The sequence below is a fragment of the Treponema lecithinolyticum ATCC 700332 genome, from assembly GCA_000468055.1.
Classification (GTDB): Bacteria; Spirochaetota; Spirochaetia; order Treponematales; family Treponemataceae; genus Treponema_C; species Treponema_C lecithinolyticum.
This window is the reverse complement of the sequence record KI260567.1, coordinates 17,814-31,978: the sequence shown is the minus strand read 5'-3', so window position 1 is coordinate 31,978 and position 14,165 is coordinate 17,814. Positions and strand designations below refer to the sequence as shown.

The following is a 14,165-nucleotide window of genomic DNA, read 5'->3' as shown; positions in this document are numbered from 1 at the left end:
ATCATAGCTAAAAATAAGGGAAAGAGCAATCGTTTAAGGGCAAATACGTTCCGCCGCGCAAATAAAACGGAACAACAAAGAAAAATAAGTGTCTTGACGGGCGCACACAGCGTTTACAGTTTCATACCTGCACGCGCCGTACCTTCTATAAATTGTTTTTGGAAAATAAAAAAAAGCAGTATCATCGGAACTACCGCCATTACAGCTCCCGCCATTTGACCGGGAAAATCGTTGAGATAGCGCCCCTGCAATGAGGCAAGCGCAGGTCCTAAAATCATTTTTTCCGGTTTGGCATTTACGATAAGAGGCCACATAAAATCGTTCCATGCGAATTTTGCAGTAAAAATACTCAACGCAACAATACCGGATTTAACGAGCGGCAGCATAATAGAAGCATACATACAGATCGGCGAACAACCGTCGATGACGGCAGCCTCTTCCAATTCCCGAGGCAGCGCCAAAAAAAACTGGCGCAGCAAAAAAGTGCCGAATGCACTGAACAAGTTCGGCATAAAAAGCGCCGGAATAGTTTCAAGCAATCCCATACGCAGTATAATCATATATTGAGGAATTAAAAAAATTTGCCCCGGTACCATTAAAACCGAAAGCATAACGACAAATAATATATTTTTCCCCGGAAATTGCAAACGTGCAAAAGCATAGGCTGCCATCGAACAAAAAAGCAGCTGAGCACACACAGTTATAATAGTAGAAAAAACAGTATTAAAGTAAATATAACCAAACGGCAGCGCTTTTATTACGGATAAATAATGGGCAAATTGAAAGCGAGAAGGAAAAAATACCGGCGGAATTTTCACCGCTTCTCCGGCGGTTTTAAAGGATGTTAGAATCATCCACAAAAACGGCGTAATAACTATCGCTGTTCCCAGCAATAATATAAAATGTACAAAGCCTTTTTTCATACCGGGAAACTTATTCATAATTTACCCATTTTTTTTGCAGCCGTAATTGCAGCACGGTGATGCACAAGATAATTAAAAAAATAAATATCGAAATTGCCGCCGCATATCCTTTATGACCGTACTCAAATGCATACCGGTAAAACATCATCACGAGCGATTGCGTCGATTCCAGCGCGATACTGGTTTTTCCGATCATCATATAAATGATATCGAATACTTGAAAACTGCTTATCATTGCAGTAATCGATACAAAAAATAAGGTTGGCGTTAAAAGCGGCAAAGTAATTTTGAAAAATTGAGTAATGGTGCCGGCGCCGTCTATAATAGCCGCTTCATAATAACTTTTTGAGATTCCTTGCCGTCCGGCAAGCAAAATAATCATATTATAACCGGCACTGCTCCAAATGCCGACAACAATAACCATATAAAGCGCCGTTTTCGGATCGGAAATCCAGCTTCGTTCCGGCAACTTTAATAATGAACACAATTGATTTAACAATCCGTATTGACCGTTATAAATCCACTTCCACACCATTGCGACAGCAGCAGGCATGGTAACCGCCGGTAAAAAGTAAAGCGTCCGATATACCGATTTTCCCCGTATATCCGTATTTAACAGTTCTGCCAAGAGCGTTGAAATGATAATACCGATCGGCACTGAAATGATGACATATAAAAACGTGTTATATGCCGTTTGCCGAAATTCTCCGTCGTGCAGTATCTGTTTATAGTTTTCAACACCGATAAACTTTGCAGCATTAAAATTATTAATGCTGCAAAAGCTGTTCAGAATATTCTTTATGAACGGATAAATATAAAAGATTACGAGCCCGATAAATACCGGTGCTATAAAAAGATAACCGTAAATCCATTGTCTTTTATTCTTTACGTTCACATTCATATTCCCGTTTCGGTTATTTACTCAGCAGTTGATTTGCTTCAGCTGCAAGTCCTTTACAAGCGTCCTCGACGCTCATTTGCCCTGCATAGGCTTGCTTGAGCCACTTGTCTTCTGCATGGAACAATTGCGGCGAAACATAACACGCCGGCAAAGGCGTCGCCAAATCCGCTTGGTTTATATAGGCTTTTAGATTGACTGAAGGCATCGAATCGGAAAAATAATGCTGCGCGTCTTTTCGTGCAGAAATAACAGCTCCTGTTTCGCCCTGTATCCGCATTGCTTCGCTGCTGCCGAGCCAAACGGCAAAATCGACCGAAGCTACCGTATGTTTCGATTTTGCATAAACCGTATACGCAAGACCGTTGATTACATTGGCTTTCTTTTTATATGCCGGCGCTTCAACCAAATCGATTTTATCTTTGATAATATCGTTTTGTAAGTATTCCGGCGCCATGTACGAGCCTGCCCAAAGCATCGCAATTCTACCCGATTCAAAAAGAGCGTCTGCACCGCTTTCGGTCAAATCGGCATAGCTCGGCGATATTCCTTCCCGTATTAAATCGACCCATATCTGGATTCCTTCAATTGTTTTCGGATCGTCATAGCCGGATTTGGTTTTATCGCCGTTGAGAATATAACCGCCTGAGCCGAACACCGTATTGTAGTAACAAGTTTGAAAATCCAACGGAGCGGCAATGCCGTATATCTTTTTTGATGTATCGGTAAGCTTTGCCGCCGTTGCTTTCATCTGTTCCCATGTCCAGTTATCGTTAGGATAGGGAACATGCGCTGCGTCGAAAATCTCTTTATTAAACCAAAGTGCATTAGTATCGAAGTCTTTCGGTACGCCGTAAGTTTTTCCGTTAAAGGTGTAAAAGTCTAATAAAGATTGCGGAAAATTATCTGAGTTTATACCGTTTTTTTGTAACGCTTCGGTTAAATCGACCAATAAACCCGCTTCGGTGTATTTTTCAACATTAAGAGCATTCATCCAAAATACATCGGGTGCCGTTCCCCCTGCCGCACTGGCTTCCAGCTTTGTCCAATACTCTTTATACGGCGTCAGCTGCACAGTTATGCTAACGGCAGGATTTTTTTCATGATACAGTGCGATAAGCTTTTGTATTGCAGGCTCTTGATTTTTGTCCCAAATGCCCAATACAAGATTTACCTTCGTTGCGCTATCTGCTTTTGCCCCCCCCCTTGTACATCCGATACACAGTGTTGCAATAAGCAACAAACCAACCGCAATCGCCGTATACATTTTCTTTTTCATATTGCCTCCTTATGTTAAGCTTCGATATCGATGACCCGTCCGTTTTCCAAACGGGATGTTTCCGCTGCAAGAGCGATAAGATGACTGCCGACGGACACTTCCAAGGAGCTGAGCCGTATGCTTTTTTGTCCGGGATTAAGAAAATAGTCTACCGCTTCGCGTACCAAACCGCCGTCTCCGCCTCCATGCCCCGAATTGCCGGCTAAAGAGTCAATCTTCGCTTGGTATGCTTGTTTCCCGAACGGAAGTACGGTAATAGTATCGGTTTCGGTGTCGGCTAAAATACAGCCGGTTGTTCCCATAATTCTCGTTACACGGGTAACTTCCGGTGAAAAAGCCGACATAGTAAAGTTTATCAGGGTATTTTCACTTAACTCGACGTTTACTACCTGATGATCAACGACGGTATTATCGCACTGAAATACACAGCGTCCGTACGGTCCCCGTTTTAAATTATCGCGCAGCTTTTGCTCGGTAGGATTAAAAGCTACGACATCGTTCGGCCATCCGTGATTCCCCTGCAAAAACCCCGTCCCGGAATTAGTCAAATATATCTTTTCGGCATCAAAAAGGCAGGCTTGTTTTGCTTTACAGCCGTCCATACAATAAAGCGGCGCTCCTTGAGGAGCATTTTTTTCGGTAAAATAGCTAAGAGAGCCGAAAGAACTTACGCGCTGCGGCGTTTTACCGGTTAACCAAAGAAAAATATCGAAATCATGGCAACATTTTTGTAAAATCATGGGCGAGGTACCGTCGCTGCGCCGCCAATTTCCCCTGACAAAACTGTGTGCATGGTGATAATAGCCGACATTTTCAATCGCCTGAATATTCATAACAGTACCGACAGCACCGTTATCGAGTAAATCTTTAATTGTGTTATAAAACGGGGTATAGCGCAGCACGTGACAGACAATAACCTGTTTACCGGTTTGACGCTTTGCTTGCAATAAAGCACGTATTTCGCCAATATCGGGAGAAATCGGTTTTTCGAGTACTAAATTATACCCTTTGTGCAGTGCGGGAATTGCATGAGCGACATGCTGACGATCCTGCGTTGTAATAAAAAGCACATCAGCCAATTGCGGCTGCTCTAACAGAGCTTCCGCGCTGGAAAAACAAACGGAATCGTCAAGTGAAAAAAGCTTTTTTGCATATTCGATTTTTTCAGGATCGATGTCGGCAACTGCTGTAACCTTTACAAGATCGTTCAGTTTGCATAATTCGTTACCGTAAGCGCCTAAACCGCGGTTTCCCAATCCCGCTAAAGCGACTGTCAGCATTTTGCTCATAATATTTCCTTGTTATACAGCATAAGATTGTTTTTTTGATCCGTCAATGAATAAATGTTATCTTTAACAGGATTTTTGTTGCATTTTTGAAAAAACATCTTTATACTGATAGTTCAATGACCTATAAAAATAAATATTTTAATACAAATACGCAGTTATGCTACGGCTTATCGGTGCTTGAATACGGATGGCAGCAGTCGGGACCGAAACACAGCTACGGTCCTTCGGTACGACGGCATTTTGTGCTGCACTACATAAAAGAAGGCAGCGGTACATACATCGCAGACGGAAAACGTTTTTTACTGAAAAAAAATGACGTATTCATTATTTTTCCCGATGCACAAACGCGCTATGAAGCATCTATAAAAGATCCGTGGGAATATTGGTGGATCGGCTTCACAGGAATTGATGCTCCGCATTTGGTAGCTTTGACCGGTGCAGTAAAAGACTGTCCCGTTTTTCCTATAACCGACGGAACTCGTTTGTTAACATTGTTTGAAACGCTGCGATTACCGGAAGATACCGTCTATAATATGAACGCCACCCTTTTTCGTATTTTCGACGAACTGTCAGTACAAAGCGAGCGGAAAAAAACTCAACGGAATTTAAATTATGTATTGGAACGCGCATTTGAAATCATTGAAAATAAAAAGGCTTTGCTAACCGTTGAAGAACTTTCCGATATGGTAGGCATCAGCCGTTCACATTTGTTCAAAATCTTTCAAAAAACATTGGATATGTCTCCGCACCGCTATATTATGATGCATAGGCTGCATGCAGGAATGGAGTTACTAAAATACAGCGTATTACCGGTGTACCAAATTGCAGAAGACACGGGCTTTTGCGACGTAAGCCATTTTTCCCGAGAAATGAAAAAGCATTTTAATACGACGCCGACCGAATATCGAAAATCGGCAAAGAATATAAACGGAACGATCGGATCGCTTTCCATTACAGAAAAAAATGTATACTCTCAATAACGGAACGCCGGCACAAATAAGTGCCTTGACAAGTGCAAGCGCATTACCAACAGCAGCCCCTGCGCGACACTATTATCAATTAACAGAATTAAAACAGTTTTTTGGGGAAAGATTCAATAGGAAGACCGGTCATTTCACAGATTTCGGCAATCGGATAATTACGGGCGCGCATCAGTTTTGCCGTTTCAAGTTTCGTTTAGCATGCGCCGTCGGCAAAGCCTTGCCGGACACCCTCTTTCCGTGGGTCCATTTCAAATGCTGACATTATGAGATATTCTTGCCGTGCTTGTTCACTGTGTTTTACTGCCTGTATCATCGTTTCTATATTCTTTAAATTTATTTAAAAGTTCTTTGTCGTATTCTGGAATTGCGCCCTGATGCGCACAGACATAATCTGCAAGGGTTGATCCGAAAGCCAACGCCTGCTGTAAAGGAGCACCTTTAAGCATCATGTACAAAAAACCTGCGGATAAGCTGTCTCCGGCGCCGACTGTATCTACGACAGTTATGTCTTTGCAGGCTTGCCAGAAAATTTTTCCGTCATTCGTGCAGCAAACCGAACCTTTTTTTCCAAGGGTTACTAAGATTATATCGAGCGGGTACCGGCAAAAAAGTTCCGCTATCGTTTCATCGAAATTCTTTTTACCGATGTCTGCAGCGTTCGCTATAACGGGAATTTCATCGTCATTCATTTTAAGAACGGTGGCGTGAAGAAGACTTTGCTCAATTATTTCCTTGCTGTAAAAATTTTTACGGATATTCACGTCGAAAAATCTTACAGGTACGTCAAGAGAGTCCCATATTCGGCGGAGAGCTTTTCGGTTTTGTTCGCTGCGTTGTGCAAGAGTTCCGTAACATAGAACGTCGAACGGTCCTTTTAGTGCGTCGGAAATTTTTATGTCGTCCCAAGCGCACGGCTCGTTAAAAGCGTAGTCGGCTATTCCGTCGACAAGAAAAACTTCAGCCTTTCCGGTAGGAAATTCGCTTATATGAATATGCTCGGAGCCTATTCCGAATTTTTTAACGGTGTTCAACGCCGACCGCCCCAGTTCGTCGTCTCCTACCGCGCTGACGATAGTTCCCGTTGCGCCGAGTTTTTGAAAATGCGCGGCCACATTTAACGGGGCGCCTCCGATTCGCGCCGAATCTTTGAATATGTCAAAAAGTATTTCTCCGAAACAGATAAATTTCATATTATTCAATCATTATAACATAACAGCCGCTATAAGGCGACCGTATCGTTGCCGTATTGTTACCGCCTGTTTCCGTCGGATTATTGATGTCCAAGCGGCGGCAACAAACCGGTACTGCGGATTTTTGGCAACATACTCCGTCTAAAGTGCAAAGTTTATATCGCCGAACTCGACGTTGCAGTCTTCCGCTATAAAGCCCAGCTCATATTCGGGTTTTTCATACAGACGATATGAAAAAGCAATTTTTTCGTCAATGAATATGTCTATATTGTCTTTTTCAACAAGCAGGCAGATCTTTATCCATGAATTTACATCAAAGGCAAAAGATTTTTCGCAAACCCTAAAACCGTCAGGGCCCGGCATTTTCGGTTTTGGGATAGCCTGACAGGATTGCTGCCAAAACGGATCCACGGGCATGGGAAGATTTAAAAGGGATACCCTTTGCATGGAATAATCGAATTCCAACTGCAAACAAGTCGATGCGTCGCGATCGCTTTTTAAAAGAATGCCGAAATTGTTATATATTTCATGCGCTCTGCATCGGCAGGAAAATAAATAGGATTCGGGGATGCCGGTGAAAAAACCGTAGGAGCACGTTCCTAAAGAGGATATGTCGATAGATCTGTTGCCGAAATTAGTCCCGTTTCCTTGGATCTGCATATACTGCCAATCGATCTTTTTAGGATATAGAGAGCGAATTTCAGGCGGCATTTTTACATCCAATTCTCCTTTTGAGTTTTGTACTACTTCGTGCGGGACGCAAAATTTACCGCCCCAATACCATTCTCCCTGATCGCAATCGTCGCCTCTGTCGTGCGCCCAAGCAAAATAAATACGGCGTCCTTCATCGTTTGCCATGGACTTCGCGGCATAGAAGCGTCTGCCGCCTATTCCGTCGGATTTCGGGGTTCTCCACGGGCCGAAAGGCGAACTTGAAACTCTGTAAATGGTATTTACGTATTCCGAAAACCTTGAATAAGATAAATACCAATTTGAGCCGATTTTATACATTTCGGGACATTCGGGACAGTTGGTGTTCCCCGGATAATAAAGAACACGTGAATATGTCCATTTATCCAAGTCCGGGGAAGTATACAATACAACACATCCTCTTCTGGTAATTGCATTGCCTTTAAGTCTTGCAGACAAGATCATCCAATAGGCATTCTCTTCATCATTGTAAAATACGTAAGGATCTCTCCAGTCCAAAGCTTCAAAAAGATCTTCATTAGGTAACAGTATGGGGTTCTTTTTATCTTTTTCCCATGTGATACTGTTTTTGCTGTATGCATGGCATATAGTTTGCTGATATTTTGCTTTAATATTGTATCCGGTATAAAACGCATGGAACATTCCGTTAGCGAAAACAACGGAACCCGTCCAAACACCTGAAGAATCCGCATCATCGTTTGTGCCCGGATGTATGGCTACGGGTAATTCTTCCCAGTGAAGCAGATCTTTGGAAATTGTGTGGCACCATGAAGTTCTAAGTCGATCGGGATATACTGTAGTGCCTTGGGGCGGGGTAAGTGAGAAAATATGATATGTGCCGTCATGAAAAAAGGGAATTGCATCGCCTGTTGACGGGCAGTGTTTTGTATGTCTGAATAATTTTGATGTCATTTTTTTATTCTCCTTAAAATTCGACAATCTAACAAAATATCGATTTTATAAGCTGTTGAACTAGTGCGCTCGCTTATTATTGTTTTTAATAAAAGAACGCAATATACCGTTGCCGCCCTTTTGAGTGTCTATCAGGATTGCGATCAAGATGATTATGCCCTTTACTATCAATTGCCAAAAAGAGCTTACTCCCAGTAAGTTTAAACCGTTTGAAATGATACCGATGACCATCGCACCTATTACGGTTCCGCTTAGAAGACCTTTGCCGCCCGACATGGAAATCCCACCGAGTACGCATGCGGCGATGGCGTCAAGTTCATAGCCGCTTCCTACTGAAGGCTGTCCCGAATACATTCTGCTTGAAAGGACTAGTCCCGCAAAAGCGGATAAAAATCCGCTGATGGTATATATCAACACCTCAACTTTAAAGATAGGCACGCCGCTTAACCTTGCAGATTCTCTGTTGCCGCCGATCGCATATATGTAGGCGCCGAATTTGGTTTTATTCAGCAAAAATGAAAATATAATTATGAGAATTAGCATGTAGACAATCGGCAACGGAATAACATTGAACAAATAGCCCGTCCCTATGTTAACAAAAAAAGATTCCTGAATTCGAGTTGATCTTCCACCGCTGTATACATAGGCAACGCCGTTTGTAATATTCATCATAGCCATGGTTACAATAAAAGCGGGAACATTGAATTTGGCAATAAACAAACCCGATAAGAATCCCGTAACCGTGCCTATGAGTAACCCCAAAATAATAGCCGCCCATATAGGCATACCCTGGGTGACTATAAAGCCTACGGTCAAGGTTCCCGTCATCGCAACGATCTTCCCAACTGAAAGATCAATGCCGCCAAGGATAATTACTAACGACATTCCGATTGCGATATACATATTGATGGAAATTTGTCTTAAAACGGACAAAATATTATTTGCGGTAAAAAATTTATCCGTAAGAAACGTTAATAAGATACATAAAAAAAGCAGAACAACCAATATGCCTGCGTTATTTTTTAATGTTGCAAACATACCCCGGTTTTTTACTTTTATGATTGTTTTATTGTTCATTATCATCCTCCTGCCGCATATTTCATGATTAATTCCTGCGATAATTCGTTTTTTGTGAGTTGCTTTACCAATCGGCCTCTTTTCATTACACACACGGAATCGCACATATTAATCACCTCCGGCAGATCGCTGGAGATCAGTATTATTGCCAGTCCGGCTTTCGAAAGTTCATTAATTATTGAATAAATTTCAAATTTGGCGCCCACGTCTACACCCCGCGTAGGTTCATCCAAAATTAACAAGCTGGGATCGGTAGATAACCATTTGGCTATGACAACTTTTTGCTGGTTGCCTCCGGAAAGATTTATAACGTCGGTATCGTAAGATGATGCCTTTATCTTAAAGTTATCCGCATAGTAGTGAATCAGTTTATTCTTCTTTGCAGTATCTATGGCAAATCCGCGCATGATCCGATCAAGAGACGCAAGTACCATATTAAAGCCTACCGAATTGCTCAAAACCAATCCTTGTTTTTTTCTGTCTTCAGGAACAAATCCGATTCCTTTTTTAATAGCTTGAGAAGATTTTTTAAAATAAACGCTTTCACCGTTTAAATATACCTGTCCCTGCGTGCGATGAGGCGTGTTTGCAAAGATGCTCATCATAAGTTCGCTCCGTCCGGCCCCTATAAGGCCTGCAAAGCCGAGGATTTCTCCTTTATGAACTTTGAAAGTTATATCCTTAAAGGATTCACTCGAAAGCCCTTGTACGTCTAAAACAGTTTGAGTGTTTTTAAATGAAATTCCGGTACGAAAATCATATTTCTCTAAAGCGCGTCCTACCATCATGGATACAAGTTCATCCGTATCGGTTTTTTGAGTAAATTTTGTACCAACAAAGTGTCCGTCTCTTATAACGGTGATCCTGTTGGAAATTTGGAATAATTCTTCCATTCTGTGAGAAATATAGATGATGCTTACTTCTTGTTTTTTTAAACGCTCGATCGTCCGGAAAAGAGTATTTACATCTTCTTTTCCTATTGAGGAGGTAGGTTCGTCCATGACAAGTATTTTGGCATTAAATGAGATGGCCTTAACTATTTCAACCATCTGCTGTTGTGCTATTGTCAATTCTTCAACTCTCCGTGTGACGTCAAGATCCACCCCGAGAGAGTTTAACTTGTCCTTCGCTTCAAGGATCATTGCCTTTTCGTCAAGAATTCCTGTTTTTTTTGTTATCTCCCGTCCAAGAAAAATATTTCTGTAAACCGGTATGGAAGGAACCAGCATTATTTCCTGATGGATTATTCCTATGCCATATTCTCGGGCGGTATGTACATTTTTAATTTCAACAGGAGCTCCGTTTAAACTTATAGATCCCGAATCCGGTTTATATATGCCTCCGAGCACTTTTATTAGAGTAGATTTTCCTGCACCGTTTTCGCCAAGCAGAGCGTGTACCTCTCCTCTTTCCAGTGAAAAATCTATTCCCTTGAGCGCATAAACGCCTGAAAATGATTTTGATATGTTTTTCATTTCCAGGATCGGACCATTCATAATATTACCCTTGAAAACATGTAACACGAAGGAAAGGAATGCTTTCCTTCGTGTTGATTATTATTGAAAATTACTGCCAGTCGTTGAGTGTTTTTTTAGCTTCGTCTATGGAAACCAAGTGAGAAGCAAGGTAAACGGAATTTTTGATCTGCTTGCCGCTTAGCACATCGAGTCCTTGTTGGAATGCGTATTTTACGATTTCTATGGGAACTTGTGCGGCTACGGCTGCAAATTCTCCGTCCAGCAAAGCTTTTTTTCCGCTGGGAGAAGCATCTATGCTGTATACTTTTATTTTACCGCTTTTATTTGCAGCTTTTACCGCTGCAGCAGCTCCTAAAGCCGACGGATCGTTTATGCAGAAAAAGGCCTTTAGGTCGGGGTTAGCCGTAATGATATCTTCTGCGAGTTTTAAAGATGCGTCCAAAGCCGCTTTTCCGTCCTGCTGCGCCGTTATGTTGAATTTAGTCTTATTGGATCCAAGTCCGTTTAAAAATCCGTTTACGCGATCTACACAGCTTTCGTTTGACGGAAAATCCAGAATTGCAATTTGTCCGCCGGAAGGAAAGTCCTTGACCATCTGTTGTCCGACAAGCTGTCCGGCCATATAACAATCCGTTGCTACAACCGATAAAACCAAGCCCAAATCCGCCTTTCCTACAGATGTATCGACATTGATTACGGGAACACCCGCATTTTTAAGCTCGATAAGTCCTGCAGTAATACCGTTTGAATCCACCGGAATTACGAATACCATGTCATAGCCTTGAGTTGCAACATCCGATAGTTGATTCAGCTGTTTATTCAGATCGTAGTCCGGATCCAGACAAGTATATTCAATATTTTTTTCGGCACAAAGCTTTTTAAAAGTGTCGTTCATTGTGCTCTGAAATGTGTTGTTCTGCGTGTTTGGCAAAAAAGCAAATCTAAGAGATTTCGATTTTTTCTCATTTGCTCCTCCGGCAAACATTGCCATAGAAACAACACACAGCGATAAGATTATGCTTACTGCTTTTTTCATATTACCAGCCTCCTTGTTTGGCGGATACAACCGCCCTTGTTTTACGTAAATATTAACACGATATAAGGTATATGTCAACAAATTTATTTTAATATTTATTTTATATAGACTTTTTCTTTAATTTTACGTAAAATATTACAAAGTGCAAATAATCTGTATAAATTTATACACCATAATAGAAAAACCTGTAAAAAATATCAGGCTGTTTCTTTTTACACGCACACAGAAGCTTTTATCCTTGTTATTCTCTGTGTTTTATGCAATCATATGTTATTATTTTACGTAAAATTTGAGGAACACCGATGGCAAATAATAAAAAAGTTACCTTACAGGATGTAGCTGAAAGAGCGGGGGTATCGATTGCAACCGTCTCTCATGCAATAAATCATACAAGGTTTGTCGCCGAAAACCTGAATGAAAAAGTATTTAAAGCTATTGCAGAGTTGGGGTATATCACTGACAACATAAAAGATACCGGTCTGAAAAAGCGAAACAAATGTTCCGTAATCTGCCTATTATTACCCAATCTTTCCGGTACCGTAAATCTTCAAATTGCCACTATGCTGGGAATGTATTTCATGTCACATAATTACCGCTTTATCGTGGAGATTACGAGTAATAACATATCGCAAGAAAAAGACATACTTACTTCTTTAGCTGCCGATAAAACTATTGCAGGCATATTTATTATACCTACCACAAATAACATTGCAAATTATAAACGTTTAATAAAAATAAACAAACCCATAGTTTTTTTGGACGGAAAACTTAACTCTAAAAACATATATCAAATAATTTCCGATTATAAAAAGGCCGTCTACCTCAGTACACAGCAGCTTTTAATCTGCAAACATCATGACATTGCTCTTATTGTTTTAGAAAATGACCCATCGAGAGTTTCAGAACAGCTTGAAGGGTACAGAGAAGCCGTGGCAGAGCACAATGTTTTCTTTAGAGATTCTCTGGTTCTTACCGTTGACTCAGAGCAATCTATGGAAAATCAAGAGCATAAGATCAGAACGTTTTTAGAAGACATAAAACCTACAGCCTGCATAACATGCGGAAACAATCTTACCTTGTCGTTAATTAAAGTCCTTCAAATACTTGGTTTGGATTGCCCTGAAGACATATCCGTTATCGGATACGGAGACTCTCCTTGGAGTGAATTGTACTCTCCCCCATTGACTGTATTAAAACAGAATGTTTCAAAAATTATAGAAAGTTCAAATGTCCTTATGATGAAACTTTTACAGGGTGAAAGACCCGAAACAAAGAAGATTGTCATACCGATTGAAATTATACAAGGTAAATCTATACAGATGATCAGCATGGGGCCATTTGGAGAAAAAGCAACCGCACCTGAAGAATTGGAATTAACGCAAAGGGAAAAAGAAATTATCAGAAATAAAAAGCCCAAGGTTGCGATTTCTCTTCATTACGGAGGAACTGCATGGGCAAGATTGCACGAACAAGGGATCAGAGAAACCCTGGGAAATCTTGGAATTTCGGTAATATCCGTTATGGATGCAGATTTCGATCCTAAACTACAGCTTGCACAGCTGGATGCGATTAGATTGCAAAAACCCGACGCTCTGATCGCAATACCTACCGATGATAATCTTACGTCTCTTAAATTTACGGAATTATCAAAACAGATGAAACTTATTTTTTTAAGCAATGTTCCCGCCGGTTTTAATGCCGACACATATGTTTCATGTGTTTCGGTAAATGAAAACGAAAATGGAAGAAATGTCGGAACACTGCTTGGCGAATATTACAAAAAAAGGGAACATGTGACGGTGGGTTTTCTTGTCCATGGAATACCTTTTTACGGAACACAGATAAGAGATTCTACTGCAGAGAAACTTGTCAGAGAGTATTATACTAATATAAATATTTTTGCATGTGAAAAATTTATCTCGATTTCAAACGCATACAAAACCTGCTATGACTTGGTTAACTCATGCCCCGAAATCGAGGGTTTATATATTTCATGGGATCAGCCTGCACTTGAAGCGATTCGTGCCCTTACCGATTTAAAAAGATTGGATATTGCCGTGTTCACATGTGATCTTGATCATGATATTTCAATGAATATGTTGCGCCAAAAAATGGTAAAAGGTTTAAGCACTCAGCGCCCGTATGAACAAGGAGTCGCAGCTGCAATGGCTGTTGCAAAATCCTTGGTTTCAAATAAAAAAATTAAATACATCGGCGTCGATCCGTATGTTGTAAAACCCAAACAGCTTATAAAAGCATGGAAAGATATCATGCATGAAAAGCTACCGTCCGATTTGGAAAAAGAACTAAAGAATAATTTTTTATAAAAAACTATACGGGCACCGCAAAACAAAAAAAATAATGGAGTAAAATAAATAAAAATGAGGGA

11 protein-coding genes and 1 pseudogene are annotated in these 14,165 nt (G+C 40.9%); 2 read left to right on the top strand and 10 right to left on the bottom strand.

Features of this window, described 5'->3' with window-relative positions:
* Positions 1-113 precede the first annotated feature (113 nt).
* Genes HMPREF9193_RS07395 through HMPREF9193_RS07380 form a run of 4 tightly spaced genes read right to left on the bottom strand, consistent with a single transcriptional unit; the run spans position 114 to position 4,389 of the window.
* Positions 114-941, bottom strand: coding sequence for a carbohydrate ABC transporter permease (locus HMPREF9193_RS07395; RefSeq protein ID WP_021687480.1), 828 nt, complete (start codon positions 939-941; stop codon positions 114-116).
* Positions 934-1,818, bottom strand: a complete 885-nt coding sequence (locus HMPREF9193_RS07390) for a carbohydrate ABC transporter permease (RefSeq protein WP_371440103.1) — start codon at positions 1,816-1,818, stop codon at positions 934-936. The genes HMPREF9193_RS07395 and HMPREF9193_RS07390 overlap by 8 nt, the downstream gene beginning before the upstream one ends.
* 19 nt (positions 1,819-1,837) lie before the next feature.
* Entirely contained in the window at positions 1,838-3,100 is a 1,263-nt protein-coding gene (locus HMPREF9193_RS07385) for an ABC transporter substrate-binding protein (RefSeq protein ID WP_021687478.1), read from the bottom strand.
* Between the two features lie 14 nt (positions 3,101-3,114).
* The gene (locus tag HMPREF9193_RS07380) at positions 3,115-4,389 is read right to left on the bottom strand and encodes a Gfo/Idh/MocA family protein (protein ID WP_021687477.1); all 1,275 of its coding nucleotides are present in this window, start codon (positions 4,387-4,389) and stop codon (positions 3,115-3,117) included.
* Between the two features lie 116 nt (positions 4,390-4,505).
* Between HMPREF9193_RS07380 and HMPREF9193_RS10860 the strand changes: the two genes are divergently transcribed.
* Positions 4,506-5,369, top strand: a complete 864-nt coding sequence (locus tag HMPREF9193_RS10860; RefSeq protein ID WP_021687476.1) for an AraC family transcriptional regulator — start codon at positions 4,506-4,508, stop codon at positions 5,367-5,369.
* A gap of 88 nt (positions 5,370-5,457) precedes the next feature.
* On the opposite strand, the pseudogene HMPREF9193_RS11555 reads toward HMPREF9193_RS10860, so the two are convergent.
* The 6 genes and pseudogenes from HMPREF9193_RS11555 to HMPREF9193_RS07345 form a co-directional block, all read right to left on the bottom strand.
* A pseudogene (locus HMPREF9193_RS11555) lies at positions 5,458-5,607 on the bottom strand (Rpn family recombination-promoting nuclease/putative transposase); the annotation flags it as partial.
* A 52-nt stretch (positions 5,608-5,659) separates the two neighbouring features.
* A complete protein-coding gene (locus HMPREF9193_RS07365; protein ID WP_021687474.1) occupies positions 5,660-6,562 on the bottom strand; it encodes a PfkB family carbohydrate kinase in 903 nt (300 codons plus the stop codon).
* A 141-nt stretch (positions 6,563-6,703) separates the two neighbouring features.
* Entirely contained in the window at positions 6,704-8,185 is a 1,482-nt protein-coding gene (locus HMPREF9193_RS07360; RefSeq protein ID WP_021687472.1) for a glycoside hydrolase family protein, read from the bottom strand.
* A gap of 60 nt (positions 8,186-8,245) precedes the next feature.
* Positions 8,246-9,262: an ABC transporter permease gene (locus HMPREF9193_RS07355; protein ID WP_040847919.1), complete on the bottom strand. Its 1,017-nt coding sequence runs from the start codon at positions 9,260-9,262 to the stop codon at positions 8,246-8,248.
* Positions 9,263-9,264: 2 nt separating this feature from the next.
* A complete protein-coding gene (locus HMPREF9193_RS07350; protein WP_021687470.1) occupies positions 9,265-10,758 on the bottom strand; it encodes a sugar ABC transporter ATP-binding protein in 1,494 nt (497 codons plus the stop codon).
* 70 nt (positions 10,759-10,828) lie between these two features.
* Positions 10,829-11,776, bottom strand: a complete 948-nt coding sequence (locus HMPREF9193_RS07345; RefSeq protein WP_021687469.1) for a sugar ABC transporter substrate-binding protein — start codon at positions 11,774-11,776, stop codon at positions 10,829-10,831.
* Positions 11,777-12,078: 302 nt separating this feature from the next.
* On the opposite strand from HMPREF9193_RS07345, the gene HMPREF9193_RS07340 reads away from it, so the two are divergent.
* Positions 12,079-14,103: a LacI family DNA-binding transcriptional regulator gene (locus HMPREF9193_RS07340; protein ID WP_021687468.1), complete on the top strand. Its 2,025-nt coding sequence runs from the start codon at positions 12,079-12,081 to the stop codon at positions 14,101-14,103.
* Positions 14,104-14,165: the final 62 nt, after the last annotated feature.

Excerpts from the sequence above, each read along its gene's own strand:
- HMPREF9193_RS07395 (WP_021687480.1), bottom strand. The coding sequence starts at position 941 with ATGAATAAGTTTCCCGGTATGAAAAAAGGCTTTGTACATTTTATATTA.
- HMPREF9193_RS07385 (WP_021687478.1), bottom strand. The coding sequence starts at position 3,100 with ATGAAAAAGAAAATGTATACGGCGATTGCGGTTGGTTTGTTGCTTATT.
- HMPREF9193_RS07380 (WP_021687477.1), bottom strand. The coding sequence starts at position 4,389 with ATGAGCAAAATGCTGACAGTCGCTTTAGCGGGATTGGGAAACCGCGGT.
- HMPREF9193_RS10860 (WP_021687476.1), top strand. The coding sequence starts at position 4,506 with ATGACCTATAAAAATAAATATTTTAATACAAATACGCAGTTATGCTAC.
- HMPREF9193_RS07365 (WP_021687474.1), bottom strand. The coding sequence starts at position 6,562 with ATGAAATTTATCTGTTTCGGAGAAATACTTTTTGACATATTCAAAGAT.
- HMPREF9193_RS07360 (WP_021687472.1), bottom strand. The coding sequence starts at position 8,185 with ATGACATCAAAATTATTCAGACATACAAAACACTGCCCGTCAACAGGC.
- HMPREF9193_RS07355 (WP_040847919.1), bottom strand. The coding sequence starts at position 9,262 with ATGAACAATAAAACAATCATAAAAGTAAAAAACCGGGGTATGTTTGCA.
- HMPREF9193_RS07350 (WP_021687470.1), bottom strand. The coding sequence starts at position 10,758 with ATGAATGGTCCGATCCTGGAAATGAAAAACATATCAAAATCATTTTCA.
- HMPREF9193_RS07345 (WP_021687469.1), bottom strand. The coding sequence starts at position 11,776 with ATGAAAAAAGCAGTAAGCATAATCTTATCGCTGTGTGTTGTTTCTATG.
- HMPREF9193_RS07340 (WP_021687468.1), top strand. The coding sequence starts at position 12,079 with ATGGCAAATAATAAAAAAGTTACCTTACAGGATGTAGCTGAAAGAGCG.